General features: G+C 69.6%; 25 protein-coding genes. 15 read left to right on the top strand and 10 right to left on the bottom strand.

Annotation, left to right across the window (positions count from 1 at the left end):
* Positions 1-379: 379 nt before the first annotated feature.
* Positions 380-1,345 carry a DUF5926 family protein gene (locus tag AC0Z36_RS26295; protein WP_485465546.1) on the top strand — a complete coding sequence of 322 codons (966 nt, stop codon included), beginning with the start codon at positions 380-382 and terminating at the stop codon, positions 1,343-1,345.
* A 272-nt stretch (positions 1,346-1,617) separates the two neighbouring features.
* Here the strand turns inward: AC0Z36_RS26295 and AC0Z36_RS26300 are convergent, their stop codons facing one another.
* The 3 genes from AC0Z36_RS26300 to AC0Z36_RS26310 all read right to left on the bottom strand — a co-directional run bounded on the left by AC0Z36_RS26300 (position 1,618) and on the right by AC0Z36_RS26310 (position 4,039).
* The gene (locus AC0Z36_RS26300; protein WP_485465547.1) at positions 1,618-2,220 is read right to left on the bottom strand and encodes a hypothetical protein; all 603 of its coding nucleotides are present in this window, start codon (positions 2,218-2,220) and stop codon (positions 1,618-1,620) included.
* Between the two features lie 244 nt (positions 2,221-2,464).
* Positions 2,465-3,166, bottom strand: a complete 702-nt coding sequence (locus AC0Z36_RS26305; protein WP_485465548.1) for a hypothetical protein — start codon at positions 3,164-3,166, stop codon at positions 2,465-2,467.
* 126 nt (positions 3,167-3,292) lie between these two features.
* Positions 3,293-4,039 carry a bifunctional DNA primase/polymerase gene (locus tag AC0Z36_RS26310; protein WP_485465549.1) on the bottom strand — a complete coding sequence of 249 codons (747 nt, stop codon included), beginning with the start codon at positions 4,037-4,039 and terminating at the stop codon, positions 3,293-3,295.
* Between the two features lie 770 nt (positions 4,040-4,809).
* Between AC0Z36_RS26310 and AC0Z36_RS26315 the strand changes: the two genes are divergently transcribed.
* Both AC0Z36_RS26315 and AC0Z36_RS26320 read left to right on the top strand, forming a co-directional pair.
* A complete protein-coding gene (locus AC0Z36_RS26315) occupies positions 4,810-5,553 on the top strand; it encodes a glycosyltransferase (RefSeq protein ID WP_485465550.1) in 744 nt (247 codons plus the stop codon).
* Positions 5,554-5,645: 92 nt separating this feature from the next.
* On the top strand, positions 5,646-7,100 hold the full coding sequence (locus tag AC0Z36_RS26320) for an MptA/MptB family glycosyltransferase (protein WP_485465551.1): 1,455 nt from the start codon (positions 5,646-5,648) through the stop codon (positions 7,098-7,100).
* On the opposite strand, the gene AC0Z36_RS26325 is transcribed toward AC0Z36_RS26320, so the two are convergent.
* Both AC0Z36_RS26325 and AC0Z36_RS26330 read right to left on the bottom strand, forming a co-directional pair.
* Positions 7,026-9,116, bottom strand: a complete 2,091-nt coding sequence (locus tag AC0Z36_RS26325) for a hypothetical protein (RefSeq protein WP_485465552.1) — start codon at positions 9,114-9,116, stop codon at positions 7,026-7,028. The genes AC0Z36_RS26320 and AC0Z36_RS26325 overlap by 75 nt on opposite strands.
* 63 nt (positions 9,117-9,179) lie before the next feature.
* A complete protein-coding gene (locus tag AC0Z36_RS26330; protein WP_485465553.1) occupies positions 9,180-9,629 on the bottom strand; it encodes an ATP-binding protein in 450 nt (149 codons plus the stop codon).
* Positions 9,630-10,004: 375 nt separating this feature from the next.
* Here AC0Z36_RS26330 and AC0Z36_RS26335 point away from each other — a divergent pair, with 375 nt between their 5' ends.
* From AC0Z36_RS26335 to AC0Z36_RS26370, 8 genes are all read left to right on the top strand, one after another.
* The gene (locus AC0Z36_RS26335; RefSeq protein ID WP_485465554.1) at positions 10,005-10,739 is read left to right on the top strand and encodes a hypothetical protein; all 735 of its coding nucleotides are present in this window, start codon (positions 10,005-10,007) and stop codon (positions 10,737-10,739) included.
* Positions 10,740-11,028: 289 nt separating this feature from the next.
* On the top strand, positions 11,029-11,814 hold the full coding sequence (locus tag AC0Z36_RS26340) for a YcnI family protein (protein ID WP_485465555.1): 786 nt from the start codon (positions 11,029-11,031) through the stop codon (positions 11,812-11,814).
* A gap of 71 nt (positions 11,815-11,885) precedes the next feature.
* Positions 11,886-12,587 carry an SCO family protein gene (locus tag AC0Z36_RS26345; RefSeq protein ID WP_485465556.1) on the top strand — a complete coding sequence of 234 codons (702 nt, stop codon included), beginning with the start codon at positions 11,886-11,888 and terminating at the stop codon, positions 12,585-12,587.
* Positions 12,584-13,243 carry a copper chaperone PCu(A)C gene (locus AC0Z36_RS26350; RefSeq protein ID WP_485465557.1) on the top strand — a complete coding sequence of 220 codons (660 nt, stop codon included), beginning with the start codon at positions 12,584-12,586 and terminating at the stop codon, positions 13,241-13,243. Before AC0Z36_RS26345 ends, AC0Z36_RS26350 begins: the two co-directional genes overlap by 4 nt.
* Positions 13,244-13,454: 211 nt before the next feature.
* Positions 13,455-15,068, top strand: a complete 1,614-nt coding sequence (locus AC0Z36_RS26355; protein ID WP_485465558.1) for a copper resistance protein CopC — start codon at positions 13,455-13,457, stop codon at positions 15,066-15,068.
* Positions 15,065-17,461, top strand: a complete 2,397-nt coding sequence (gene efeB, locus AC0Z36_RS26360) for an iron uptake transporter deferrochelatase/peroxidase subunit (protein WP_485465559.1) — start codon at positions 15,065-15,067, stop codon at positions 17,459-17,461. Before AC0Z36_RS26355 ends, efeB begins: the two co-directional genes overlap by 4 nt.
* 5 nt (positions 17,462-17,466) lie before the next feature.
* A complete protein-coding gene (locus AC0Z36_RS26365) occupies positions 17,467-17,892 on the top strand; it encodes a cupredoxin domain-containing protein (protein ID WP_485465560.1) in 426 nt (141 codons plus the stop codon).
* Positions 17,893-17,980: 88 nt separating this feature from the next.
* Complete coding sequence (locus AC0Z36_RS26370) at positions 17,981-18,148, top strand: hydrophobic protein (protein ID WP_485465570.1); 168 nt, start codon at positions 17,981-17,983, stop codon at positions 18,146-18,148.
* A gap of 307 nt (positions 18,149-18,455) precedes the next feature.
* Here AC0Z36_RS26370 and AC0Z36_RS26375 read toward each other — a convergent pair whose 3' ends face one another.
* Positions 18,456-18,659, bottom strand: a complete 204-nt coding sequence (locus AC0Z36_RS26375) for a type II toxin-antitoxin system VapB family antitoxin (RefSeq protein WP_485465561.1) — start codon at positions 18,657-18,659, stop codon at positions 18,456-18,458.
* Between the two features lie 145 nt (positions 18,660-18,804).
* On the opposite strand from AC0Z36_RS26375, the gene AC0Z36_RS26380 reads away from it, so the two are divergent.
* Both AC0Z36_RS26380 and pheA read left to right on the top strand, forming a co-directional pair.
* Positions 18,805-19,035 (top strand): hypothetical protein, encoded by a 231-nt coding sequence (locus AC0Z36_RS26380; protein WP_485465562.1) that lies wholly within the window; start codon positions 18,805-18,807, stop codon positions 19,033-19,035.
* Complete coding sequence (pheA, locus tag AC0Z36_RS26385) at positions 19,028-19,972, top strand: prephenate dehydratase (protein ID WP_485465563.1); 945 nt, start codon at positions 19,028-19,030, stop codon at positions 19,970-19,972. Before AC0Z36_RS26380 ends, pheA begins: the two co-directional genes overlap by 8 nt.
* A 6-nt stretch (positions 19,973-19,978) precedes the next feature.
* Here pheA and AC0Z36_RS26390 read toward each other — a convergent pair whose 3' ends face one another.
* The 4 genes from AC0Z36_RS26390 to serS form a co-directional block, all read right to left on the bottom strand.
* Positions 19,979-20,923: a YihY/virulence factor BrkB family protein gene (locus tag AC0Z36_RS26390; RefSeq protein WP_485465564.1), complete on the bottom strand. Its 945-nt coding sequence runs from the start codon at positions 20,921-20,923 to the stop codon at positions 19,979-19,981.
* An 83-nt stretch (positions 20,924-21,006) separates the two neighbouring features.
* Positions 21,007-21,273, bottom strand: a complete 267-nt coding sequence (locus AC0Z36_RS26395; protein ID WP_485465565.1) for a hypothetical protein — start codon at positions 21,271-21,273, stop codon at positions 21,007-21,009.
* A 123-nt stretch (positions 21,274-21,396) separates the two neighbouring features.
* Positions 21,397-22,203: an HAD family hydrolase gene (locus AC0Z36_RS26400; RefSeq protein WP_485465566.1), complete on the bottom strand. Its 807-nt coding sequence runs from the start codon at positions 22,201-22,203 to the stop codon at positions 21,397-21,399.
* A complete protein-coding gene (serS, locus tag AC0Z36_RS26405) occupies positions 22,200-23,474 on the bottom strand; it encodes a serine--tRNA ligase (protein ID WP_485465567.1) in 1,275 nt (424 codons plus the stop codon). The genes AC0Z36_RS26400 and serS overlap by 4 nt, the downstream gene beginning before the upstream one ends.
* 93 nt (positions 23,475-23,567) lie before the next feature.
* Here serS and AC0Z36_RS26410 point away from each other — a divergent pair, with 93 nt between their 5' ends.
* Both AC0Z36_RS26410 and AC0Z36_RS26415 read left to right on the top strand, forming a co-directional pair.
* Complete coding sequence (locus AC0Z36_RS26410; protein ID WP_485465568.1) at positions 23,568-24,425, top strand: phosphatase PAP2 family protein; 858 nt, start codon at positions 23,568-23,570, stop codon at positions 24,423-24,425.
* 10 nt (positions 24,426-24,435) lie between these two features.
* Positions 24,436-26,127, top strand: coding sequence for a bifunctional phosphatase PAP2/diacylglycerol kinase family protein (locus AC0Z36_RS26415; RefSeq protein ID WP_485465569.1), 1,692 nt, complete (start codon positions 24,436-24,438; stop codon positions 26,125-26,127).
* The last annotated feature ends 265 nt before the right edge of the window (positions 26,128-26,392 follow it).

Raw genomic sequence — 26,392 nt, forward strand, 5'->3', positions numbered from 1 at the left:
ACTGGCTCCCCACCGGGCGGCTCCTGACTGGCTCCCCACCGGGCGGCTCCTGACTGGCTCCCCACCGGGCGGCTCCTGACTGGCTCCCCACCGGGTGGCTCCCGAGCTGAGTGGAACCCGCACCGAGTGGGTCCCGCACCAGCCGAGCCGCCCGGAATCATCCCTTTCAGCTCTTCTTCCGTCACCCGCACGGCGCATGGTTCGCCGTGCGCGCCTGTTGTGCGCCGCCGCCCCGCAGCCGTGGCGGCGCACCCGATCCGGTGGTCGGCGACTGCCGCGCGGGGCGACTACGCTCGCGCGAGAACGCGTTTCCTGCGAGGCGCGATCCGAACCGTTTCGATGCCCAGTCAGTGGGCGACCTCACCGGAGACAGCACTTCATGGCGAAGAAGCCCCCGCAGCAGAAGAATCCCTCCGTCCCCCGCCCCGTCGAGGCCGGTGACGTGCCGGTGGTCGGCGCCCGGGTGGCCTGTCCGTGTGGCTCAGGCCGCCGGTACAAGGGCTGCCACGGCCGGGACGCCGCAGCTGCGACCCAGACCCTGGTCGCCCGCCCCTTCCAGGGCTTGCCCGGCGAATGCGACTGGGTCGCGATGCGCGAGCTCGTGCCCGCCGCGACCGCGACGCTGAAGCTGAAGGGTGCGGAGGCCGACCGCAAGGTGGTCGTGGCCACTGTGCTGCCGATGGCCTGGCCGGGCCTGCGCCGCGCGGACGGCACGATCATGATCGGCCTGCAGACCCACACCAGCTCCGGCGACGCCAACCGGGACGCGGCCGACACCCTGCTGCGCGCCCTGGAGCAGGCCGACGGCACCCCCGTGGTCCCCGGCGCGCTGCCCGGTCCCGGTCAGCGCCTCGAAGACCTGATCGACATGTCGGCCCCGTTCGACGTGACCGTGTACGAGGGCTTCGACTTCTGGATCGACGACCCGGCCTCGGCGACCCCCGAGGTGGCGGCCTCCCTCGAACAGGCCAACGGCGCGGCCATCCCGACCGTCCGCCTCTCGTCGGTCGAAGCGGCCTACTGGTGTGGCCTGCGGGAGAAGAACCACCTGCGCTGGGTGCTCCCGTACGACGAAGAGCCGCTGCTCGACGCGTTCGCGCGGCTGTACGCGGCAGGCGAGGCCAGCCTGGGCGAGGGCACCCGCTTCATCGGTTCGTTCCGGGCCCACGGTCTGCTCGTCCCCGTGTGGGACCTGCCGCTGGACATGACCGCCGAGGACACGGAGAAGCCGGCCGCGGAGTTCGGCGAACGACTCGCCGAAGCGCTTGCGGACACTTCACCGCTTACGGCGGACCAGCGGAGCAAGCGCAACGGGCTGCTGAACCGACAGATCACATTGACCTGAGTAGGCCCTGACCTGCCGCCCTAACGTCACGTCGGAGATTACGGCGAGTCACAGGATCTGCTCCTGGACAAGGGTGAATCCGGACTATCCGCGATTGAATGTCCGGGTTGAGTTGGCGGGAACGCCCTCACTTGTTACCTTTGGTCAAGCCCGGTCGCTGATGCATCCCCCGTCTTCAGCGGCCGGGCCTTTGTGTTTCTCATGGGGGTTCGGGGCTCGCGGCGTCACCCGCTGTGGTTCACAGTGTGTTTTCGTGGGACGTTCGAGACCCGCTACTCGGCCTGCGCAGTTCCCGCGCGCAGCAGTTTCTCCCCGTGTGCGCCGCCGGACGCCAGTTCCGCGATCGCCGACCAGCCCTCCAGCGTGCCGCCGGACCACAGGCGCGGCGACTCGCAGCGGCCCGTGATGTCCCCGGGCCCGACCTGGCAGTCCACCTGCAGCGTGGACCCGCGCGGTGGTACGACGTTCATGGCAAGAACCAGCGTGTCGGCGGTGGGGTTGCGGTAGTACACCCTCCCCCACACCTCCACGCCGTCGCGCTCCAGGCAGGTCTGCGCGCGGATGCCGCGGGGGCCGTCCACCGCGCGTCCGCACAGTTCGTTGGCCGCCGTCAGGCCGCCCGCCGCGGGGGCCGCTGACGGTGCCTCATTGCGCAGCAGGTCGACCACCGGACCCGGCGCGCCGGCTCGGTCAGGGAAGACGCCGGTACCGAAGATGAGGTCCGCGGTCGGCGCCGGCGGGGCGGGGGCGGTCTGCTTGGGCCGGGTCGGGTCCGCCGAGTCCGCCGAAGCGGCGGCCAGGGGGATGAGCAGGCACAGGCCGACGACCGTCCCGAACGCCGCAGTGCGCACATGTCGCGTACGTGGCCGCTGCATAAGGGGGTGACTCCTGGTGTTGATCGAGGCTGTTGACCGCTTGGGAATTCCGAGCCTAGCGGTAGAACTGCCTCGCATCGATCACACAGTGTCGGGAATCAGCCACAGAACGGAACCGGCCCGGCAGTCTGCGGCGGCGGCGACTCACCCGACCGGCTCAAGCCGCTCCGCCAGCCGCCCGGATCAGCCGCCCCGATCAGCCGGGCCAGCCTGGTCAGCGTGGTCAGCGTGGTCAGCCGCCGGTTCAGCTCACGACGGGGCTGGCTGTGGCCAGCCAGCCGCCCGGCGCCAGACCGAGGACGACCCCGTGGCAGCCCTGGGCGTACGCGCGCAGGGACAGGTTGATGCCGGGCTCCCCCACACCGACCGGCGGGTCGAGTTCGGTCAGGTCGTTCACGAGTTCGGCGAGGTGCAGATGGGCCTGACTCCACGGAAGTTCCGGTCCTTCGGCCGCGCCGAGCGCGCGGAGGACCGAGCGGTGGGCGCGGCCGAGGACCTCGTCGACCTCGTCGTTCCCGGTGATCGGGTGCGGCAGCACGCCGCGCAGCGCCCCGGCGTTGTCGAGTACGTGTCTGATCCTGTCGGGGTCCCCCGCCGGGGCGAGATCGGCGACGGTGGGGGCCCGGCCTTCGACGACCACTTCGAGCACCGCTGAGGCCCCCAGGGCGTACGCGGCGTTTCGTTCGAACGCGATGCGCCGGATGCCGTTGTAGCGGGTGTAGGCCAGCGACTCCATCTGCCAGGCGACCGCGGTGCGCGGCTGGAACTCGCAGTCGGACTCGTCCTGTCGCGCGCGCTCGTACGCCACTCGTTCCCGGCCGACCGTCAGGTCGGCCTCCTCAAGGGCGAAGTCCACGTCCACGCACAGCCGGGCGAGGCTTTCCAGCCCCTCGGACACCGGGTCCGGGAGGTGCGGGTGCAGCCCGTTCTCGGCAGGACCGTCCACAGGATCCTCCGGTGGGTTCGTCGATGGCGGACCGAAAGTCACCGTACCGCCGCACCACCCCCGCGCGGGAGTCATGAGGCGGCCGAAGAAGCCTCCGGGAAACCACCCGGATGAGTTAACGGCCCGTCACCAGGGAGAGCGACCGCCGGCAGTGGTCACGTGGTGGCAGGTGTCCACGAGGGTGGAGACGAGGTCGGCTACCGGCGGGAGGTACGGCGTGCCGGAGAACGGGGCGGGTTCCGCGTCCGTGCCGGCGATGGGCCGGTCCGGCGCCTCCGGCTGGCGCACCCAGTGCAGCTGGCTGCGCGGGGTGCGGGACGGCGGCAGGGCCAGATAGCCGTCCGGGCCGTGGAAGCGCAGTTCGGAGGGCACCATCCCGTAGCGGTCCAGGCCGTAGCGGTCGAGCAGGTCGCCCAGTTCGTCGAAGCTGTAGGCAGCGGTCAGGAACGCGTAGCGGCCCGGGGAGGCCAGGACGGGCCCGGTGCGCACGCCGAGGAGGTCGAGTTCGTCGAGGGTGTCGCGGCCCGCCGCGGCCGGGACGCTGAGCGCGGCGACCTTGACGCCCGTCGCCAGGATCACCGGCGAGTCCGGGGACCTGGCCCACCACCAACGGACCATCCGCTCGTCGGTGCTGGCCGCGAGCAGCGGTGGATTGAACGGATGGACGCCGGGGACGGTGCACTCCTCCCGGCCACACTGGCACAGGCCCGACCAGCGGTGGTGCCCAGCCCCTGGGACCAGCGGCCAGCCGGCCCGCGCGCAGGCGACCGCCGTGGACAACAAGGCGAAGCGTTCCTGACGGCGCCTGGTGAGGAAGTTCCAGGAGTTGCTGTGTCCGGGGTTGCCGAAGGTTCCGAAGATCTCGCGTGGCATGCGCTTGATTCCCTTCCCTGGGCCGCGGGGTGCCGCGGTGGGCCGACGTGGCCGCTGACGCGTACTTCCGGCACGGTGGGCGGGTGGACCGCGGACCGCAGCGGGACGTGCAGGGTGTTCGGAAGGTGCTGGAACTGCGATTACGGCGGGTTGTGCTCGGTTGTTCCGGGTGACTCGCGGAGACAGGACAGGTCCGTCAGTACAACACCGACTGCATGGCTGCTCTATGACGGTTTGCTCATTTTTGAAGCAAAACACATCACTGCAAACTGAAGCTCTGCGTATACGTAGGAACACCGTACGTAATGAATCGCTACCTTGCAGCGCACCACGGGGATGCCTGCTGGCGGCACATGGCGCAGGGTGGCGCAGGGTGGCGATTCCCGGATCCACGTCGATCGGGGTTTCGCCCTGGAGCAGCGTGGGGAAACTGGCGCTCTTCCGACGTCCTGTTCGGCCGTGCCCCTTGCTTCCCGGAACTCGCCCGGTCGCGATCCGCTCCTGCCTCGCGTATCGCGGCCCTGCGTCGGTTCCGGTACGCACAGTCTTGCGAACTGCTGAACGTGCCGTTCGACTGCCCCTACACAGGGACAGACGAACATCTGCGCCGCAGGGTTCCGGCTGGCCGAAGTGACGGTGAACACCAGTGCGTTGACCAGGCAGACCTCATGGGACTTGTACCCACTGCCCACTTGATCGACCGCAGCCGGTCCAGCCCGGTCCGGGACGCCTGACCGCCACAGACCCGTACCCGATCTACGATTCAGCCCATGGTCGAGCACATGGATGTCGCAGTAGTGATCCCGGCACGCAACGAGTCCCGGAGGATCACCGCGACGGTTCGCGCCGCCCGCGGCGTACCCGGGGTGGACCTGGTCGTCGTGGTCGACGACGGCTCCACCGACGACACTGCGGAGCTCGCCGAAGCGGCGGGCGCGGTGGTGGCCCGGCACGGCCGCAACCGCGGCAAGGCCGGTGCGATGGAGACCGGTGCCGCCGCCGTCGGCGCGGTCGACGCCCGGGAGGGCCGTCGGCACCTGCTGCTCTTCCTCGACGCGGACTTGGCGGAGACGGCCGGCAACGTGGAGCCGTTGATCGATCCAGTGCGGAGCGGGAAGTCCGCGATGACGATCGCGGTTCTGCCGCCGCAGCAACGGGCGGGCGGCGGCCACGGGTTCGTCGTCCGCGCGGCCCGGGACGGGATCCGGGCGGCGAGCGGTTTCGTCGCGACCCAGCCGCTGTCGGGCCAGCGCTGCCTGACGCCCGAGGCGTTCGCGGCGGCGCTGCCGCTGGCGGCCGGCTTCGGGGTGGAGACGGGGCTGACAATCGATCTGGTCCGCAAGGGGTTCGCCGTGTCGGAGGTCGAAGTCGACCTGCACCACCGGGTGACGGGCAAGGACTGGAAGTCACAGGTGCACCGGGCGAGGCAGTACGCGCACGTGGTGCGGGCGCTGGCGGAGCGCGGCGCGCTGGGTGTACTGCCGGGGTCTGTGCGCGGACGCAGCTCCACATGAGCGAACAGGTGTTTCACGTGGAACACGGTGGAGACCGCTGCAACGATCTTGGAGTTTCCGGGGCAGCGGACGCCCCGCAGACTGCAAGATCGTTGCAACACCTGGGTCTGTGCTGCCTCGGGACAGCGATCCTCCTCGTCTTCATCACCGGGCTGCTCGGCACCTCGGCGGCCACTCCCCCGGTACCCGGTGGGCCGACGTGGCTGCCGCCGTATCAGCTCGGGCTTGAACCGGCCCCGTGGCTTGTCACAAGTCTGCTCCTGGCCTCGGCCGTGCTCGGGGCGGGCGGGATTCTGTGCGCTCTCAAGGCGCTGCGCGACGGGTGGCTGCCGGATCCCCGCAGGCTGACCGTCGCCGGTGCTGTCGCAGTCGTCGGCATGGTTCTTGTGCCGCCGATGGGCTCGGCGGACCACCTGGTCTACGCCGCGTACGGGCGCCTTGCCGCCACCGGGGGAAATCCGTACAGCGACACTGCCCTGACGTTGCAGCGGCAGGGCGACCCGGTCGGGCTCGCGGTCGAGGCCCCGTGGCAGGACACCCCGTCGGTGTACGGCCCGGTGGGCACCGTGCAGCAGTGGCTCGCCGCGCAGCTCGGCGGGACTTCCGTACACACGATCGTTCTTGTTCTTTCGCTGATCGGCGCCGCCGCGTTCATCGCGGTCAACCTGCTCCTGCAGCGGACGGCCTCCAGCGACGCGGCCCGTCGGCGGATCGCACTCCTGTGGGGACTCAACCCACTGCTGCTGTTCGTGGGGGTCAACGCCGCGCACTTGGACACGTTCGCGGTCCTGTTCGCGGTCGCGGCGCTGGTGGCCGTGCGTCGTTCGCCGGTGCTCGCCGGGGTGCTCGTCGGCCTCGCGTGCGCGGCGAAGATCTCCTTGGGTCTTTACGTACTCGCCCTGGCCTGGGGCCTGCGGAAGCGCCCGAAGGCCCTGGCCGCGATGCTCGGCAGCGCCGCCGTGGTGGGGGTTCTGACGTATCTTCCGGTCGGGCTGACCGCGTTCGACCAGATGCAGAAGAACAGCAAGCTGGTTTCGCTGGCCGTGCCGCTGCGCCTGCTTGTGCATCCCGTTGAGGCGATGTTCGACAAGGACACCGCGCGGTCGCTGATCGGGCTGCTCGGGTGGGTCCTGCTCGCACTGCTGGCCTGGCTGCTCGCCCGCGCGGTGCCGAGGGTGGCGGAGAGCACGACCAGTGGCAGCACAGCCGGGTTCAACGATGCGACGCAGGCGGCCGCGCTGCTCACCGTTGTCTGGCTGCTGACCGCGCCGTACTCGCTGCCCTGGTACGACGTGGCCGCCTGGGCTCCGTTGGTGCTGCTCACCGCGTCAGGGCTGGACAAGCTGCTGTTGGCCCACTCGTTTGTGCTGGTGTGCGCGTACGTCCCGGGCCGGGTGGTTCCGCTGCCGGACGCGCTCGACGGGTTCACCAGGTTCCTGCGCGGGACAGTCGGGCCGTACGCCGGACTGGCGCTACTCGGCTACCTCGGCTGGCTGGGTGTCACCGCGCGTCGTGAGCGACGCGACCACAGCCATGCCGAGGGGTAGCGCGGTCATCAGGCAGATGGCCGGGATCTGGATGCCCGAGTCGTTCATGGCGTAGCCGAGCACCGCGGTGACGCAGCAGGCGACGAGCACGGGGCGCAGATAGGAAAGTCGGTCGTACGCGTCCTGAAGGCCCGCCAGGCGCATCCGCGCGGGCGCGACGACGGCCACGATCAGCGCCACGAAGACGAACGGCAGCAGGTAGCTGAACGGGGTGCTGAACGAGTCCAGGTTGCCCATCAGCTTGCGGTGCAGGGTGCCACCGGCGTCGCCGTCGACGACCTTCTGCACAAAGGCCCCCAGGTGCGAACGGGAGTCGGCGGGGCGCAGCCAGTCGAGCACCGCGATGGCGCTGACCAGGACGACTGCGGTCACGGCGATCAGCAGCGCCTTGAGCCAGGAGAGCCTGATCCCGGTCAGCTGCAGGGCGAGCACGATGAAGCCGGCCACGATCGCCGGGACGCCGCCGAAGTCGCTGCCGAAGGCCGGCCAGCCGTCGATGACCACGGCGGCGAGTCCGCAGACGCCCAGGATGACCAGTGCCTTCCTGGTCCGCCCGGCTTCGACGGCCTTGGCCGCCGGGTAGGCCGCGGCGAGCAGGGCCACCATGGCGAAGATCGAGAAGGCCACGTTGCCGAAGCCGTAGAAGCGTCCGGCGATCAGTGGGGACAGGCCGAGCAGGCTGTTCATCTGGAGGGTGGAGCCGGTGACCGCGTCGCCCGCCATCACCAGCGCGGTGATCGCCGCGACGACGGCGGTCGGCCCGTACGCGATCTTCTTCCACGGGCCGAGCAGGGCGGTCAGCGCGATCACCGCGGTCCACGCCACCAGCGCGCCGAGCATCGCGGCGACCGGATGTCCGGCACGTTCCCAGGGCAGCGCGTTCGCAAGATAGGTGGCCCCCGGGACGGCTCCGGCGACGACCGCTATGGCCCTGACCGCCTGGTAGAGCGTGTGGCGTCGGGCCCGCAGCCGGTGTGCGGCCAGCATCAGCAGGGCGAACAGCACGATCGGGACCACGGTGAGGACACCGGAGAACACATACGACTCGCGTACGGTCCTGGACGCCTGCGCCGCGGTGTCGAGGGCAGTCAGCTCGGTCACGGTGTCGTCGCCCGAGCGGGCGTTCGTGACCGGGGTGCCGACCATGTCGGCGGGCTTCTCGATGCCGAGCGCGTTGAGCAGGCTCGGGGCGAGGTCGGTGAGCTGGACCAGGCCGGGCTGCCGGGTGGAGGCGGTGTTGAGGTAGCCGTGTTCGAGGCCGAGACGCGCAGTCGCGGGAGCCTTGTCGAAGGCGGTGAGCAGCCGCAGGTGCGCGGGGGCCTCGCCGGTGTCGGAGAGGCCGGTGACGACCAGTCGGGTGCGGTCGGGCAGCGCTGCGGTGATCCGGCCGAGCTGGGCGTCAGCGTCCGCGAGCGGGACCGTACCGAGGTCGATCAGCGTGAGCGCGGAGTCGGCGAGCAGCGCCTGGTCGACGGCGTCCACCGTAGGGACGTACTTCGCCGGGCTGTGCCCCGTCGCGTCGGCGGCGGCCAGTGCGGCACCCGGACCGACGGCGGTGACCTTGTGCCCGGCGCGGACGACCGCGGCGGCGGTCCCACCGAACTTCGGGCTGTACGAGAACTGCTTGTTGTACTCGTCGATCCCAGGCAGGACCGGAAGACCGTAGGAGCCGTCCGGGTCGGTCTGCGGGACGGGGAGCGGCGGGCACCCGCCGGACTTCGGCCGTTCCTGCGTCGCGCGGGTCCCGGAGCCGACGGTCAGCCAGCCGTCCGCCGGGCAGCCGACGGTCTGGACCGTACGGACGGACAGGGCGGCTGACGCGCCCTTGTCGACCAGCGCGGAGAGGTTCGGAGTGGTCCTCCGGTCGACGTCCGACCACTGGAGGCCCGGGACGCCGACGAGGACGACCCGGTCGACCGGCCGGGCGACGGGGGTGGCGGCCTGGGCCGGGATCACCCCGGTCAGCACGGTGGCGCACGCCCCCGCCAACGCCAGGACGGTACGTACGGCGGTCACGCGCACTGGGTGTCTTCCCTACAAAGCCGGCCGATGGATCAGACCCCCAGGCTATGGGTTCGGTCAGGAGGCCGCTGGGAGCAGCGCGTCCTTGCGCCACCGGAGGTTCTTCTCGAAGCGCAGCACAGCGCCGCGTCCCGGCTCGTTGCGCAGTTGCAGTTTGTCGCTCATGGCCTGGATCAGCATCAGGCCTCGACCGCCTTCCGCTCCGAGCTCGATGTTGTCGCGTACGGGTTCGTCGAGCCGGTCGGCGGTGTATCCGGGCCCGGCGTCGCTGACTTCGATCCGGCACCGGTTGCCGATAATCCCTGCCTGTACTTGGTATTCCGCGTAGGGATCGCAGCTTCCGGCGTGTTCCACGACGTTCGCACACGCCTCAGTGAGGGCGAGCCCGATCTCCGCGGAAATCTCGGGGTCGACACCGACTGTCTCCATCGCGCCCATGAGGAGTCGCCGGGCCATCGGTACGCTCGCCGTCTCCCGGGGCAGGTGAAGGGTCCACCTCATATCCATCAACAGCCTCCGATAGACAAAATCACACACATCCTTTTATTGCCACGGATCGCGCGCGCTATGCGGCATGTCGAGTGATCATTCGTCAAGGCACCGATTCAAATTTCACCCGGATGGCCGCTCATGTCGATCGGGAGTCCGGCCGAAATGGGTACGGCCCACCCCGGTACGGCGAATGGCGGAGCGCACGGTGGACCGGCCGTGCCCCCATCGGTCCCGACCGGCCCCACCGGCCCGCAGCGCCGCCGGGCCGCCCGGCTCCGGTCGTAAAATGGCCCGGATATGGCCACTCCCGTCAGGTTCCCCGGAGCGCGATGAGAACATAGTGCGGTCATGTACCCGGTCGCCCCAGCCGCAACGGCTGACCCGCCCCCCGTGCCTGCGCTTCTGCGCACCGCACGGGCTGCGGCGTTCGCGGCCGTCTGTGTGGCCCTCGCGGCAGCCGGACACGCCTTGATGTCCCCCGACCCGCTGCCCTTGTGGGCGCTCGTGGCGGCCTTCACCACTGTGCTGCTCATCGCTTCGGCGCTCGCCGGACGCGAGCGGTCACTGCTGTCCATAACCGGGCTGCTGCTGCTCGGACAGGCCGCGCTGCACACCCTGTTCACGTGGGCCTCCGCGGTTGCTGAGCCCGATTCCACCGCAGGTGGGGGCGGTGGCATCCTCGACCGGCTGCTGTGTGGCAGCCGCGATTCGGGCGGGCACATCATGCTGCCGCGGGGCTGGAGCGCCGATGAGGTGCTGCGGGCGTCCGGCATCGACCCGATGCGGTACGCCCAGCAGTTCACCCCGCCGGCGGGGCACGCCGGCCATGCGGTGACGCTGCCGGGCAACAGTTACGGGATGTTCGCCGCGCACCTGCTCGCCGCGCTGGCCACCGGCTGGTGGCTGCGGCAGGGCGAGGCGGTGCTCTTCAGCCTGCTGGCCCGGCTGCGGTCGACCACCGTCGGCGCGTTGCGCGCCGCCCTGGCGATCCTGGGGCTGACCCTGCCGGTGTCGGTCCGGCCGCAGACGCGCCCGGTCCTGACACACGTACCGACCCTGACGTCCGCGTGGCTGCGGTGCGCGGTGGGGCGACGCGGACCACCGGTGTACGCCCTCGCCTGCTGACGTACGGGCTTTCCCACCGGCCTGCGTTCCCTGTCCGGAGCGTATGAGTCGCGCTTGTTACCCGTACGGCATTCGATTACACCGTCTTGCGCCATTGATTTACTTTTCCGCCTGCCCGGCTACTTCCGGGCGGCGTCCCGGCGGCAGTGGTGTTTTTGAACATCCCGGACTCTTCTTCCGGTGTTTCAGCAGTAGGCGATCTCCCGCGCGACAACCAGCCCCCGATGCCGCCGTGCGGCGTCGTCGGCCTGTCCACGATGCAAGATCCCCAGGGGAGTCGGTACACACCATGAAGCGTTCCTTCCGCACCAGCAGCACCAGAATCGCCGCCGCGACCGCACTCGGCCTCGCCGGACTGCTGGCCGCCGCCGCACCGGCCGCCGCGCACGTCACCGTCCAGCCCGGCACCGCCGAACAGGGCGGTTACACCGCCGTCACCTTCCGCGTCCCGAACGAGCGGGACGACGCGGGCACCACAAAGGTCGAGGTCAACCTGCCCGCCGACAAGCCGATGACGTCGGTGCGCACCCGCGCGCTGCCGGGCTGGACCGCGGCGGTCGAGAAGTCGGCGCTGCCGACGCCGATCGACTCGCACGGCAAGAAGATCACCGACTTCGTCTCCAAGATCACCTGGACCGCGGGCCCCGGAGTGAAGATCACCCCGGGCACGTACGAGGACTTCAACGTGTCCATGGGCACACTGCCCACCGACACCGACCAACTGGTGTTCAAGGCCCTCCAGACGTACGAGAGCGGTGAGGTCGTCCGCTGGATCGACGTGCCGACCCCCGGCGCGGCGGAGCCTGAGCACCCGGCGCCGACGCTGAAGCTGGTGCCCAAGGGCAGCACGACGGCTCCGGCCGCCACCCCCTCGGCGGCGCCGTCCGGGCTGCCCGCCGCCACCGCCGGGCAGATCGGTCTGAGCGGGGCGACGGTCAACGCCAAGGTCTCCGACAAGTCGGACGACACCGCGCGGACCCTCGCTGTCATCGGGCTGATCGTCGGCGCGGTGGGCCTCGGGGTCGGCGCGTACGGGATCATCCGCTCGCGGCACACGGGTTCGGCGGCCTCGTAAGCCTTCCGGCCCGGTGGGTCCGCTGACCCGCCACTCATAATCGAACATTTGCTCTAGATCGGGAGAATGAAGTGCGCAAGGGCATCACTCTGGCAACGTTCGCGGTGACCGCGCTGCTGCTCGCCGGGGCCACCGGCTGCGGAGACTCCGGTTCCTCGAAGTCCGACTCCGGGTCCCCCGTCAAGGTCAAGATGCAGCCGTCCAAGTACCGCGGCACCGAGCTCGGGACGCCCTTCAACAAGCCCGATCTGACGCTCACCGACACGTCCGGGCAGCCGTACAACCTGAAGGAGCGGACGGCCGGCAAGGTCACGCTGCTCTACTTCGGCTACACGCACTGCCCGGACGCCTGTCCCACGACGATGGCCGACCTGGCCCGCGCCCTCACCAAGCTCACGCCTGCGGACCGCGCCCAGATCAACGTCGTGTTCGTGACCACCGACCCCGAACGGGACACCCAGCCGGCGATCCGCGAATGGCTCGACGCGTTCGACAAGTCGTTCGTCGGCCTGCGCGGCGACTTCCCGGTCGTCCAGGCCGCGGCGAAGACCGTCGGCGTGGGCATCGACCCGCCGGTGGTCAAGCCCGACGGCAGTGTGGTCAGCACACACGGCACCCAAACCATCGCGTTCTCCCCTGACGACAAAGCACGGGTCGTATACCTGGCGAGTGTCGGCCTCAACCCGGACGGCTCACCCGCCGGGCTCACCGCCGACGACTTCGCGCACGACCTCCCGTTGCTGATCCACCCTGAGAAGGACCCGAAGAAATGAAGAACTTCCGTCGTCCGGCGTTCGCCCTCCCGTCGCCCACCACCGCCCTTTCACGGAGCGCTGCGCGCGCGGCCCTGATTGTCACCACCGTCTCGCTGGGCTTCGGCCTGGCCGCGTGTGGTGGGAGCGACGACAAGAAGAAGGACGCGGCACCGTCGTCGGCTGTGCAGCCTTCGGTCCCCGCCGCGGCGGCTCCGGCCGCTGCCGCTCCGGCGGGCGGTGCGGCGGTCCTCGGTCAACTGAAGATCACCGGCGCGTACATCCCGCAGCCGGCCAAACAGGACATGGCAGCCGCCTACATGGTCGTGCAGAACGACGGCGACACGGCGGACACACTGTTGGCGGTCAGTGCCCCCGCGCTGTCCGACATGGCGCAGATCCACGAGACCGTGGGCGGCACCATGCAGGAGCTGAAGAACGGGCTCCCCATCCCCGCCAAGGGCAAGGGTCTCCTCGCCCGGGGCGGCAACCACGTCATGTTCATGATGAACAAGCAGCAGCCGAAGCAGGGCGACAAGGTCCAGCTGACGCTGAAGTTCGCAAAGGCCGGCGAGGTCAGGATCGAAGTTCCGGTGCTGGCAGCGGCGGACCGTCCGGCCGGCGCCCCGGCTGAGTCGCCGATGCCGTCGATGAGCGGTGGCCATGGCGGCCACTGAGCCAAATCGGGCTCCACGCGCTGAGGCAGGGATCCGACGTGCGCGAAGCGAACGTTGGATCCCCCTCAGCGCGTGGCCCGGAAAAACTGCGACCGCCGGTCGTGCTCCCTCGCTGTGCCCGGTCGCCCCGTCGGGGTCGCGGCGAAGGAGCCGGCGAAGCTCGGCGGCCGTCACCTGGCTGTTCGCACTGCCCGCGCTGCTGGTCCTTCTAGTGATCGGCGGCGCGGGCCCCGCCGCAGCGCATGCTGAGCTGCTGTCCAGCGATCCGGCGAACGGCGCCACCGTGCAGGGGGCGCCGCAGACGGTGACCCTGCGGTTCAGTGAAGCGGTGGAGACCGGCCTGGGCGCGGTGAAGGTCTTCGACCCGGCCGGGCAGCGGGTGGACACCGGGGAGACCGTGCACGCCGGGTCCGACTCGGCGATCCAGGTGCGGCTGCGCGGTGGACTGCCCACCGGCACCTACACCGTCTCCTGGCGGGTGGTCTCGGCCGACTCGCACGCCATCGGGAGTGCCTTCACCTTCAACCTGGGCCAGGCCTCCGGCGGCGCTAAGAAGATCGACAACGGTACGTCCGAGGCGGTCTCCACCCTCGACTCGGCCGCGCGCGGGCTGGCTTTCCTGTCCTTCGCCGTGCTCGGCGGCTCGGTCACCTTCCTGCTCCTGATCAAGCCAGCCGCGGTGCGCCGACGCCGGGTCAGGGTCCTGTTGACCGGCGGCTGGACCGGCCTCCTGCTCGGCACCCTCGGCACGCTCGCACTCCAGGGCCCGAACGCCTCAGGGCTCGGGCTCGCCAAGATGTTCGACGCAGATGTCCTGCGTGCCACCTTGGACACCACGTTCGGAAAGGCCCAGGCCGTACGCATCGGCCTACTCGGCCTGACCGGCGCCCTCCTGGGCTGGCTGGTCGCCGCGCTCGACACAGTCACTGAGAAAACCCGTACGGCACTCATCGCCGGGTGGACCGCGCTCTGTGCGGCCATGGCCGCCACCTGGGCCGCCACCGACCATGCCGCGGTGGGGCGGCAGACCTTCATCGCACTCCCCTTCGATGTCATCCACCTGCTGGCGATGGCCGGGTGGCTCGGCGGGCTCACCGTGCTGGTGAGCTTGTTGATCCGGACGACCGAACTGCCGGACCGCGCCGAAGTCGAACGCTTCTCGAAGTTCGCGTTCGGCTGTGTGCTCGCCCTGGTGGCAACCGGGCTGTACGCCGCCTGGCGGCAGGTCGGCACGTTCGACGCGCTGTTCCACACGGACTTCGGGCTGCTGCTCGTCCTGAAGGTCGACCTCGTCCTGCTGATGGTCGGCTGCGCGTGGGTGTCGCGCCGCTGGCTGCGACGCAGGCTCGGCCCCTGGGCCACGCTGCGCAAGGCCGTCGCGGTCGAGGCCGCGCTCGCCGTCATCGTGCTCGGTGTGACGACCATGCTGGTGAACACCGAACCGGCGCGCACCGCGCAGGCCCGCGCGGCGGCTGGGAGCACCGGTCCCGTCAACCGCTCGATGCCGTTCGACGCGGGCGGCGCACAGGGCAAGGGCACTGTCGACCTGACCGTCGATCCGGCCAGCGCCGGGATCAACCAGCTGCACTTGTACGTGTCCGACCAGGTCGGACAGCTCAAGGACGTGGCCGAAGTGGCGGTGACCTTCGCCCTCCCCGACAAGCAGATCGAGGGGGTTCCGGTGCAGCTCAGGCACGCCGGACCGGGCCACTGGCAGGGCGACGGCGTCAATCTGCCGCTGCCCGGGACCTGGCAGGTGAGTGTTTCCGTACGGACGACTGACATCGACAAGGCCACGGTCACAGTGCCGGTGGTGATCCGGTGAAGCAGTTGCTGCGCCGGACTACCGTGCTGGTCCTGCTCCTTGCCGGTCTGCTGTTCGGCACGGCCGGGGCGGCCCACGCCCAGGGCCCGGAGACCCCCGGCGCGACCGACTTCCGCAGTGTGCTGACCACGGCGGAGCACCCTGCCGAGGGGGTCACCGTACGGATAATCGAAAACGGCGCGCGCATGGAGGTGCGCAACACCGGGCGCGAGGACCTCACCGTGCTCGGCTACGTCAACGAGCCGTTCCTGCGCGTCGGGCCCGGCGGGGTGTTCGAGAACACCCAGTCGCCCGCGACCGAACTGAGCCGGACCCGCTGGGGTTCCGCCAAGGAACAGAACATCAACCCCAAGGGCCCGGCGCAGTGGCGCAAGATCTCTGACGGTGACACCGCCCGCTGGTACGACCACCGCGCGCACTGGTTCATCCAGCAGCGGCTGCCGGAACAGGTCATGGAGCATCCGGGTCGTCCGTACAAGATCCAGACGCAGACGGTGCCCATGCGGCTCGGTGAAACCACGATCGACGCCGAAGTCGAACTGCGGTGGGTCCCTGGCCCGAGCCCCTGGGCGGGGCTTTCGGCGCTCGCCGCGCTCGCCGTCCTGGTCGCGCTGTTGCCGTGGCTTCCGTGGCTGGGAAACCGTACGACGGTCTTCGTCAGGACGCTCGGCGCGATCGTCACCACCGTCGCCGCGGGCGGCCTGCTTCAGCTGGCCCTCACCGCCGCCGACCGGGAGGGCGGTTTCGGCGCGACGCTCGGGGCCTTCTTCAGCGGCAACCTGCTGCAACTGCTGTTCGTGGCGGTGGCGTTGGGCGGCGGGGTGCTGTTGTTGCGCGGCAAGGCAGCCGCCGGGTGGATCGCCGGTCCTGGCGCCGCTGCCGTGGGGTTGCACGCGGTCGGTTATGAGATTCCCGTCCTGTGGCGGTCGTCGGCGCCGTTCGCCGGGCCGCTGTGGCTGGACCGGGCACTCGCGGTTCTTGTGCCCGGGATGGGTGTCGGCGTCGCGGTCGCGCTGATGATCATGGTGCGGCGTGGCACTGGCACTGGCGCTACCACTGGCACTGGCACTAGCACCGAAGTTGTTGAAGAACCTTCTGTAGTTGAAGAACTTTCTGTAGGGGACGAATCGATGTTCCGGCGCTCCGCGAAGACCGAAGACCCCGAACCGGCCTCCCCCGTTTCCCGCCGCCGCTTCATCGGCGCGGCCTCGGCCGCCGGGGTCGGCGGGCTGGCGGTCGGCGCGGGCTGCATCGCGCTGGTGTCCGGTGCCGGAAAGGATTCGAGTACGGGGAAACCCAAAGCCCTCGGGTCCGCCGTTGTCCCGTTCCATGCGACGCGGCAGGCCGGCATCGTCACCCCCGCTCCGGCCAACACGGTGCTGCTCGCCTTCGACCTCGAACCTGGCGCTGACAAAGCGAAGGCGGCGGCGCTGATGCGCCGTTGGTCCGACGCCGCGTTCCAGCTGAGTCGGGGCGGACAAGTCGATCCGGACGACCAGGTCGCCCTCGACTCGGGCCCGTCCTCGTTGACCGTCACCTTCGGCTTCGGCGCACAGTTGTTCGACAAACTCGGGATCACCGACCGCAGGCCGGCCGGACTCGCCCCCCTGCCTGCGTTCCCGGGCGACGCCCTCGACCCGGCGCGCAGTGGAGGCGATCTCTCAGTGCAGGTCTGTGCGGATGACGGGCTTGTGGTCTTCCACGCCGTACGGACACTGCAGAAACTGGCGCGCGGCACCGCACGCGTCCGCTGGCAGATGACCGGGTTCAGCCGCACACCCGGCACCGAGAGCAAGGCGCTCACCGCCCGCAACCTGATGGGCCAGGTCGACGGGACGGCCAACCCGCAGCCCACCGAACCCGACTTCGGCACAAAGCTGTTCATCGCCGCAGGGGACGGTCAGGAGTGGCTGCGCGGCGGCACCTACGTGGTCATGCGGCGCATCAGGATGCTGCTCGACGACTGGGACGGCCTGGACCTGGCGCACCAGGAGAAGGTCATCGGCCGTCGGAAGACCGACGGCGCACCACTGTCCGGCGGGCAGGAGCGCACACCCTCAGACTTCGGGAAACGCGGCCCGGACGGTTCGCTCACCATCGCCGACAACGCGCATATCCGGGTGTCCGCACCGGAGTTCAACCGGGGCGCGGCCATGCTGCGGCGCGGCTACTCGTACCACGACGGGTTCAATCCCGACGGCACGCCGGACGCCGGGCTGCTGTTCATCGCCTACCAGCACGACCCGCACGAGGTGTTCGTACCGATCCAGCAGAAGCTGGCCCGGGGCGACGCGTTGTCGAAGTTCATCCGGCACGAGTCCAGTGCCGTGTTCGCCGTACCGCCCGGCTGCGGACAGGGCGAATACGTCGGCCAGCCGTTGTTGGAGAAGTAGAAGTGATGAAGCTGCGTTGGCGTTTCGGAGTGCTGCTGCTGACTGTCCTTCCGTTGGCCGGCTGTGCGAGCTGGGGTGCCGAGGGCGGGCCCGGCTCGCACATGTCGGCGGCGGAGGACAAGGCCTCAACCAAGCAGGGCACGGCGGTTCTCGGCGCTGACGGGATCCAGCGGATCGACCTCATCGTGGACGACAAGCTGCGGTTCAGCCCCTCGGTCATCCACGCGGCCATGGGCCCCCTGGAGATCAAGGTGACCGACAACGGGACCACACCGCACACGCTGATCATCCCCGCCGAGGGCACGCTCGACGACCTGTCCGGCGGGAAGAGCCAGGTGGTCAAACTGAGTTTCGGGAAGCCAGGGTCGTACGCGTTCAACTGCATGTACCACGTGGGCGGCGGTATGGCCGGGGCCATCGAGATCAGCTGACGCTCCCGCAGCACACTGAAGAATCCCGAAAATTGGGTGGAATACCGCCGGGACGCCGGGGCAGAAGCGGGCTCAGGAGGTGGTCGGAATGGTTCCGTTGCTGCTCGTTCTACTGCTCGCGTTGATTCTCTTTGGTGCCGGTTTCGCAATCAAGATCCTGTGGTGGGTCGCGATCGCGGTCCTGGTGATCTGGGTTCTCGGATTCGTCATGCGTGGTGCCGAAGGCGGCAGTCGCCGCAGGTGGTACCGCTGGTAATCTGACTGGTCAGCGCCCTACCGGGAACACCGGGGAGCGGTGGTGCTGAAACACCAGTCGACTGTCCGGTTACGGTTCTACAACCGCCCGGGTGAAGTCGTTGAGTTTTTCAGACACCCGGCATCCACGAACTTGCACCAGGTAGTAACCGAAAGAGTCAGTTCCCTGCGGGGGCTGGCTCTTTCGGCGTGTCCTGGTGCCCGGAACACCGGCCCCTGAGGCCGCCGATCGCGATCTCCGGGTGCTGGATATCACATATCACCGCACTGCGCCCGGCGATCGCAATGGGCGATCTCCTCAGTGTTCCTCAGTCGAGGTCCCTGCTGCGTTCGCGGGTCTCCACATTGTGCCGTTCGTCGGCGGCGTTGGTGGTGAGTGCCTCGGTGCGGTGGCCGCGGGCGATGTAGTCGCGGACGACGGCCTCAACGGCATCCTGGGCATTGCGGACACCGGAGAGGACCATGACCTCGATGACGAGTGAGGCGTCCAGGCTGATGTTGACCTTGGCCATGTGGTGCACTCTCCCGGCTGGTGGCTGAACTGTCCGTTCAGGGTGCCCGTCGGGGTCGTCATCCGCCAGATCTTTCGAAGATTCCGCGTGCATCGGGTTCGAGGGTGCGGCCGGGCGAGCGACGGCCTGGACTTGGACCAGTGCGATGAGGACGAAGCACCGCACGGTTCCGGCCTGCGACGGCGAGGCCCGTCTCGACACCAGTCCACGGGTGCTGGGCAAGCTGACCGGGGCGTTGGGCGTTGCTCTGGTGGTGAGGCACGCCGGGCCGGAGGATGTCCGGGTGACGGCGGTGCCGCACGCCGCGCAGTACCACTCTGTGGACAACCCGTCCCGGTCCGTAGACGGCCGCGGATACAGTGGCGGGCATGTCTGACACCACCGCCACCGTTGCCCCCCGTTGGACCTACCTCGGTCCGGCGGGCACCTTTACCGAGGCGGCGTTGCGGTCACTGCCCGGGGCCGCGGCCGCGCAGGCCGTGCCGATGGCGACCGTGCCGATGGCTTTGGACGCGGTCCGCCGGGGCGAGGCCGAGGGCGCGGTCGTCCCGCTGGAGAACTCGGTCGAGGGCGCGGTCTCGATCACGCATGACGAGCTGGGCAACGGCGAGCCACTGATGATCACGCGGGAGATCCTGCTGCCGATCGCTTTCGCGCTGCTCGTCCGGCCCGGAACCAAGTTCGAGGACATCAAGACGATCTCCTCGCACTCACACGCGCAGCCGCAGGTGCGGCGCTGGCTCGCGGCGAACCTGCCGGACGCGGAGTGGACGGCGTCGGCGTCGAACGCGGACGCGGCGCGATTGGTCCAGGAGGGCCGCTACGACGCGGCGCTCGCCGGGGAGTTCGCGGCGAAGAGCTACGGCCTGGAAGCGCTGATCACCGACATCCACGACGTGGAAGGCGCGATCACCCGGTTCATCTTCGTACAGCGCCCGGGTGCTGTCACCCCGCCGACCGGGGCGGACCGTACGACGGTTGTGACTTATCTCCTGGACGACCACCCAGGCGCGCTGCTGGAGATGCTCCAGGAGTTCGCCGTACGCGGCGTCAACCTGTCACGCATCGAATCGAGGCCGACCGGTGACGGGCTCGGCCACTACTTCTTCTCTTTTGACGCCGAAGGTCACATCGCCGACGCGCGGGTCGGCGAGGCCCTGATGGGCCTGCGCCGGGTGTGTGCGGGCGTCCGGTTCCTGGGGTCTTATCCCAGGGTCGACGGCGTACGGCCGACCATCCGGCGGGGCACCTCCGACTGGGAGTTCAGCGACGCCTCGGAGTGGCTGGAGCGGTCGCGGCGCGGGGAAGTCTGAGCGGTTTCAGGCGCCCGGGTCCTTCTTGACCGGCTCGCGCACCCGCGCGCGGGCCGCCTCAAGCTGGGCGGCGAAGGCCAGACCGAGGAACAGCGCGATCGAGGTCAGTTCGGCCCAGAGCAACAAGGCCATGACCGAGGTCAGCGGCCCGTAGGTGGAGCCGAAGTTGTCGCTGCGGGACACGTACAGGACCAGCAGCAGGGTGAAGACCAGCCACAGGACGATGGTCACGGCTGACCCCACAGCCAGCCAGGTGTAGCCCGGCTGGGCACGGCGCGGTGCCCGGCGGAAGATCACCGCACCGGAGACCAGGGTGAGCAGGATGCCCACCGGCCAGCGGACGATGGCCCAGCAGAGTCGGCCGGTGGCCCCCCAGCCGTAGGCGTCGCCGAGCGCATCACCGGCGGCGCTCCCGGCGACCATGATGAGGAATCCCACGGCCATCGGAAGCCCGGCGGTGAGGGCCATCAAGGTGGCGACGCCGTACTTCTTTGTGGTGGGGCGGTCCCGCTCCACGCCGTAGATACGGTTGGCGCCGCGCTCGATCTGCCCCATCGCCATGACCAGGTTGACCAGCGCGAAGACCAGGCCCAGCCACAGGGCGACCTTGCCGCCCGGACCGGCCGCCTGGTTCAACGTGCGGTCGATGACCTCCTGGCCGGCCTGCGGGCTCAGCTGGCGCAGGGTGCTGCTGATGACCACCCCGAACTTGTCCTGCCCGAGGGTGCCGGCCAGGCCGACCACCGCGATGCCGAAGGGAACCGCGGCGAGGGCGAACTGCAGGGCCAGCGCACGGGAATTGGTGTAACCGTCTGCGTAGCGGAAGCGCAGGAACGCGTCCATGAGAAGCTTGCGACCGCCGTACCGCTTGAGCGCGGTCCAGGCGTCGTCGGCTTCGAGTTTTTCGCCGTCCATCGTGCGCGTCTGCGGAACGCGTGTGGCGGTACCCATCGTCCTGTCCCCTCCCACCGGGGTGCCGGACAGGACCCCGGTGGGCATGTCTTTCCGGAAATGGGCGGTTCAGTCCGCCGGAGTCAGCCGCGGGTGCTCGCGTTGTCGATGACAAGGCCCTTGGCGGGGCCGACGGGGATCAGCGCGGCTTTGCCGTAGCGCGTGCGGACCACCGTGCCGTACTCGGCCCGTCCGGGGTCGGGTTCGGTGAGGATCGTGACCGTACCGTCGGTGTCGTAGTCATCAATGATGACGTAGCCGGCGATTCCGGCCCGCGCGTAAGCCCGGCGCGTTCGGGTGCGGTCACGATCGCGGTCAGCATCGCCAGAGGAGACAACTTCTACGGTCAAGGGGACCAGGTCGGCTGGAATCCCCAGGTCACCGGACGCGGAGATGAACCAGGAGGACCACCGGTTCGGAGCAGTCCGGCCATCAATCACCTGTACGGATGAGTTGAAGGTCCAAAGCGGCTCTTACGGGGCGGGGAACAGCCGCTCAAGCACAGCCGCCACGCCGTCCTCCGTATTGGAGAGGGTCACCTCGTCGGCGACGGCCTTGAGCTCCGGGTGGGCGTTGGCCATCGCCACGCCGTACGCGGCCCAGTTCAGCATCGGGACGTCGTTCGGCATGTCGCCGAAGGCGATGGTGTCGGCCTTCGTCAGGCCCAGGCGGCGGGCCGCCAGGGACAGCCCGGTCGCCTTGGACAGGCCGACGGGCAGCAGTTCGACGATGCCGGGGCCCGAGTGTGTGACGTCGACGATGCCGGCGCACAGGACCCGCACCAGGGCTGTCAGCTGGTCGTCGTTGTACGCGGGGTGCTGGAGGTACAGCTTCAGCAGCGGCTCTTCGAACAACTCGTCGCGGTTGACCGCGGTGACCACCGGCAGCGGCTGCTCGTAGGTGTACGCCTGCTCCACGACCACCTTGCCGTCGATGCCCGTACGGCTGACGGCAAGGCGGAGGTCGCCCAGTTCGGCGGTGAGTTTCTCCACCGCGGTCCGGGCGACCTTCCGGTCCAGCGTGATCGAGGTCAGCAGCTCGCCGGTGCCCGCGTTGTAGACCTGGGCGCCCTGGGAGCAGACCGCGAGTCCTTCGTACCCGAGCTCCGCGAAGACGCCACGGGACCACGAGACCGAACGCCCGGTGACGATGACGTGGGCGGCTCCGGCCGCGGTCGCCCGGGTGAGGGCGTCCTGCGTCCGGGGCGTTATGCCCTTGTCGTCGTGGATGAGGGTGCCGTCGAGGTCGGTGGCGACGAGGGAGAACGGGATCTTGCTCAAGCGATGGGCTCCAGGATCTCGCGCCCGCCCAGGTAGGGACGCAGCGCGGCGGGGACGACAACCGAGCCGTCCGCCCGCTGATGGTTCTCCAGGATGGACACGATGATCCGCGGGACCGCGCACAGCGTGCCGTTGAGCGTGGCCACCGGGCGGGTGCCGTTCTCGTCGCGCATGCGGATCTGCAGGCGGCGGGACTGGAACTCGGTGCAGTTGGAGGCCGAGGTGACCTCGCGGTACTTGCCCTGGGTGGGGACCCACGCCTCGCAGTCGAACTTGCGCACAGCCGAGGAGCCGAGGTCGCCGGAGGCCACGTCGAGGACGCGGAACGGCAGTTCGAGCTTGGTGAGGAACTCCTTCTCCCAGGCGAGCAGGCGGCGGTGCTCCGACTCGGCCTCGGCCGGGTCGACGAAGCAGAACATCTCCACCTTGTCGAACTGGTGGACGCGGATGATGCCGCGGGTGTCCTTGCCGTACGTGCCCGCCTCGCGGCGGAAGCAGGGCGAGAAGCCGGCGTAGCGCAGCGGCAGCTTCTTCGCGTCGAGGATTTCGTCCATGTGGTACGCGGCGAGGGGGACCTCGGCGGTGCCCACCAGGTAGAAGTCGTCCTTCTCCAAGTGGAAGACGTTCTCCGCGGCCTGGCCGAGGAAACCGGTGCCCTCCATGGCCGGCGGCTTGACCAGCGCCGGAGTGATCATGGGGGTGAAGCCGGCCTCGACGGCCTGCGCGACCGCCATGTTGACCAGCGCGAGTTCGAGCAGCGCGCCGATGCCGGTGAGGTAGTAGAAGCGCGATCCGGAGACCTTCGCGGCCCGCTCGACGTCGATCGCGCCGAGGATCCTGCCCAGCTCGACGTGGTCGCGGGGCTCGAAGCCGTCAGCCGCGAAGTCGCGCGGCGTGCCGACCTCCTCGATGACGACGAAGTCGTCCTCGCCACCGACCGGGGCGTCCGGCTCGACGATGTTCGACAGCGCGAGCAGCAGTTGCTTGGCCGTGGCGTCGGCCTCGTTCTGGTCCGCGTCGGCCTTCTTGACCTCGGCGGCGAGGGTCTGGGCCGTGGCGAGCAGCGCGGCACGCTCGTCGCCCTTCGCCTTGGGGACCTGCTTGCCGATGCTCTTCTGCTCGGACCGCAGCTGATCGAACCGGCTGTTCGACGAACGCCGGAGCTCGTCGGCGGCCAGCAGCTTGTCGACGATGGACTCGTCCTCACCACGGGCGCGCTGCGAAGCACGGACGCGGTCGGGGTCCTCACGGAGCACACGCAGATCAATCACCCGGCCAGCGTACCTGGGGTGGAGGTCGGCTTGTTTACCCATTAAGGGACGTCGTGGGGCACTACTCCAGCCGATCCGGGTTACTAATGAAGCGTGCCTGCTCCCATCGCTTGGACCCGTCGCCGTTTTGAGCGCGATCGCCGTTACGGCCTTCGCCTGACCCTGACCGCTTTGGCGGTGGTGCTGCTCGCGGTGCCGTTCCTGCTGTTGCTCCTCCTGGTCCAGGCCAAGTGGCAACCGTTGTACGACCTCGACCACGACACCGCCACGGACCTGCGGGACTGGATGGTGCTGCACCCCGACTGGGTGCGGACGATCCGGTTCTTCAGCGACTGGGTGTGGGATCCGAACATGTTCCGGGTCCTGGTGCTGGTCCTCGTGATCTGGCTGTGGCGGCGCGGGGCGAAGCACCTGGCCGGGTGGGCGGTGGTGACGATGGCCGCCGCCGCGCTGCTCGGCGCGCTGATGAAACTCGCGGTGGAGCGGGCCAGGCCGCACCTGCCGGACCCGGTGGACACCGCCGGGGGTTTTTCCTTCCCCTCAGGCCACGCGCTCACCGGCACGGTCGGCGCGGGGGTGCTGCTGCTCGTGCTGCTGCCGATGGTGCCCAAGCGGTGGCGTCCGGCGGCCTGGGCGGTCGCGGTCGTCTCCGCGGTCGGGGTGGGGCTGACCCGGATCGCCCTGGGTGTGCATTACGTCACCGATGTGGCGGCGGGCTGGGTGCTCGGTGTGGTGGTGCTGATGGTGACAGCCGCGGCCTTTGAGACGTGGCGGCGGGAATCCGGGCTGCGGGATGTCGACGCAGCCCATGAGGGACTGGAGCCGGAGTTGGAGACCTCCGCCGACCCGGAGAACGAAACCGCCACTCCGGAGAACGCAGACGATCACAAAGTAGGCGAATCTGATCACAATTCGGAGGGAAGTCCCGGAGTAGAACGCGGACACGGGTAAGAATTACCCCATGCTCACGGAAGCAGGGCGAATCCTGCGGCGAATCGTCCTGCCACTCCTCGCGCTGACCATGTTCCTGATCGCGGTCGGCCTGCTCATCACCAAAGTCGTTGACGGCATGTGGCCGTTCACCGCCGAGGACAGCCTCAGCCGGCACTTCGTGGAGAACCGGTCCGACGGCTGGAACGAGATCACCAAGGTGTTCTCCACGCTGGCCAGCACCGGCGTGATCATCGCGACCACCGCGCTCGCCGCGTTCCTCGCCTGGCTGGTCACCCGCAGTTGGCGGGTGCCTGCCTTCCTCGCCGCGTCGGTGACCGGGCAGGCCCTGGTCTTCTTCTGTGTGCAACTGGCCGTGAAGCGGGACCGGCCCAACGTCCCCAAGCTCGAACAGGTCGCCCCGACCTCCAGCTTCCCGTCCGGGCACACCGGGGCGGCGATGGCGCTGTACGGCGGGATCGCCGTACTCCTCATCGCCCATTCCAGAAGGCGCAGCATCTCGGCGTGCTGGTGGGTGCTCCTGGGTGCGGTGCCGGTGGCCGTCGCGCTGTCCAGGATCTACCGGGGCGACCACCACATCAGTGACGTGTCTTCGTCCCTCCTCTACAGCGGAATCGTGCTGGTGATCATGAGCAGGGCCTTCCTGTCGCCGAAAGCCGTATGGGGCCGACCACCGCACTTCGCCGCACACCAGGAGACCAGCGAGGCCTACCGCCCGCCGCGGGCCGCCGTCGTGATCAACCCCATCAAGCTCGACGTGCCCGAGGACCGGGAGCGGATCGCCCGTGCTGTCCGCGACTCCGGCTGGGCCGAGCCGCTGTGGCTGGAAACCACCGTCCAGGACCCGGGTGCCGGGGTCACCACGCAAGCGCTGGACGCGGGTGTGGACCTCGTCATCGTCTGCGGCGGGGACGGGACCGTACGGGAATGCGCGGGCGCGCTGGCCGGCACCGAGGTGCCGCTGGCGATCGTGCCCGCCGGCACCGGCAACCTGCTGGCCCGCAACCTGGGCCTGCCCACCGACGTCGCCGACGCGGTGCACGTGGCGCTGCACGGGTTCACCCGCCGGATCGACCTGGGCGGCGTCGAGCCCGATGAACTGCCGCCGGAACCAGGCGGGGGCCCGGCGTACACCGCGCCCGACGAGCCCGGGGTCCGGGTCCGCCACTTCACCGCGATGGCCGGAATCGGCTTCGACGCGGCGATGATGGCCGACGCCCCCGATGAGTTGAAGAAAAAGGTCGGCTGGGCCGCGTACGCCGTGTCGGGGATACGGCACATGGGCGATTCACGGATGCGGGTCACCCTGCGCCTGGACGGCGGGGAGCCGGTCAAACGCAGGGCCAGGATGGTGCTGGTCGGCAACGTCGGCGCGCTGCAGGGCGGCATGCAGTTGCTGCCCGGGGCCGTGCCCGACGACGGCCTGCTCGACGTGGTCGTCTTCGCGCCCAAGGGCGCGGGCGGCTGGTTGCAGGCGGCGGCCGAGGTCGTCGGGCGCCGCCGCAACGACCAGGGGGGCGCGCCCGACCGGCAGGTCCGCTGGCGGCCGATCGAGCACTTCACAGCGGCGACGGTGGAGATCACCACCGACCGTCCCGAACCGCGGGAACTGGACGGGGACCCGATCGATGCGGGCACGCGCCTGGTGGTGCGGGTGCAACCGGGGGCGCTGCTGCTGCGGGTGCCGGTGGAGAACCGCTGAGGTGGTGGTGTCTCACGTCGACCATGCCCGGAACACTGTGAGTCGATCTCGGACCACAGCACGCCGGGCATAACCGACACCGCCGGACCCACACACTCAGGCGCCCCGGCCAGAACAGACCCTAGTGCAGCGCGTCGGAAGTCCTTTGCCGGTCGCACCGGCTGCCTTGATCACTGGGCGTGAGGACTATGCGGCCTGGGCGTAGAGCCCGCCATCCTGCTCCGCTTCGGGACGGCGGGCGAGGTAGCGGGCGTGATCGGCGTCC

The organism is Kitasatospora sp. UYEF31 (assembly GCF_057291755.1).

What these genes read in the sequence shown, in the direction of transcription:
- AC0Z36_RS26295 (WP_485465546.1), top strand. Translation starts at nt 380, where the DNA reads ATGGCGAAGAAGCCCCCGCAGCAGAAGAATCCCTCCGTCCCCCGCCCC.
- AC0Z36_RS26300 (WP_485465547.1), bottom strand. Translation starts at nt 2,220, where the DNA reads ATGCAGCGGCCACGTACGCGACATGTGCGCACTGCGGCGTTCGGGACG.
- AC0Z36_RS26310 (WP_485465549.1), bottom strand. Translation starts at nt 4,039, where the DNA reads ATGCCACGCGAGATCTTCGGAACCTTCGGCAACCCCGGACACAGCAAC.
- AC0Z36_RS26315 (WP_485465550.1), top strand. Translation starts at nt 4,810, where the DNA reads ATGGTCGAGCACATGGATGTCGCAGTAGTGATCCCGGCACGCAACGAG.
- AC0Z36_RS26330 (WP_485465553.1), bottom strand. Translation starts at nt 9,629, where the DNA reads ATGGATATGAGGTGGACCCTTCACCTGCCCCGGGAGACGGCGAGCGTA.
- AC0Z36_RS26340 (WP_485465555.1), top strand. Translation starts at nt 11,029, where the DNA reads ATGAAGCGTTCCTTCCGCACCAGCAGCACCAGAATCGCCGCCGCGACC.
- AC0Z36_RS26350 (WP_485465557.1), top strand. Translation starts at nt 12,584, where the DNA reads ATGAAGAACTTCCGTCGTCCGGCGTTCGCCCTCCCGTCGCCCACCACC.
- AC0Z36_RS26365 (WP_485465560.1), top strand. Translation starts at nt 17,467, where the DNA reads ATGAAGCTGCGTTGGCGTTTCGGAGTGCTGCTGCTGACTGTCCTTCCG.
- AC0Z36_RS26370 (WP_485465570.1), top strand. Translation starts at nt 17,981, where the DNA reads ATGGTTCCGTTGCTGCTCGTTCTACTGCTCGCGTTGATTCTCTTTGGT.
- AC0Z36_RS26375 (WP_485465561.1), bottom strand. Translation starts at nt 18,659, where the DNA reads ATGGCCAAGGTCAACATCAGCCTGGACGCCTCACTCGTCATCGAGGTC.
- AC0Z36_RS26380 (WP_485465562.1), top strand. Translation starts at nt 18,805, where the DNA reads ATGAGGACGAAGCACCGCACGGTTCCGGCCTGCGACGGCGAGGCCCGT.
- pheA (WP_485465563.1), top strand. Translation starts at nt 19,028, where the DNA reads ATGTCTGACACCACCGCCACCGTTGCCCCCCGTTGGACCTACCTCGGT.
- AC0Z36_RS26390 (WP_485465564.1), bottom strand. Translation starts at nt 20,923, where the DNA reads ATGGGTACCGCCACACGCGTTCCGCAGACGCGCACGATGGACGGCGAA.
- AC0Z36_RS26415 (WP_485465569.1), top strand. Translation starts at nt 24,436, where the DNA reads ATGCTCACGGAAGCAGGGCGAATCCTGCGGCGAATCGTCCTGCCACTC.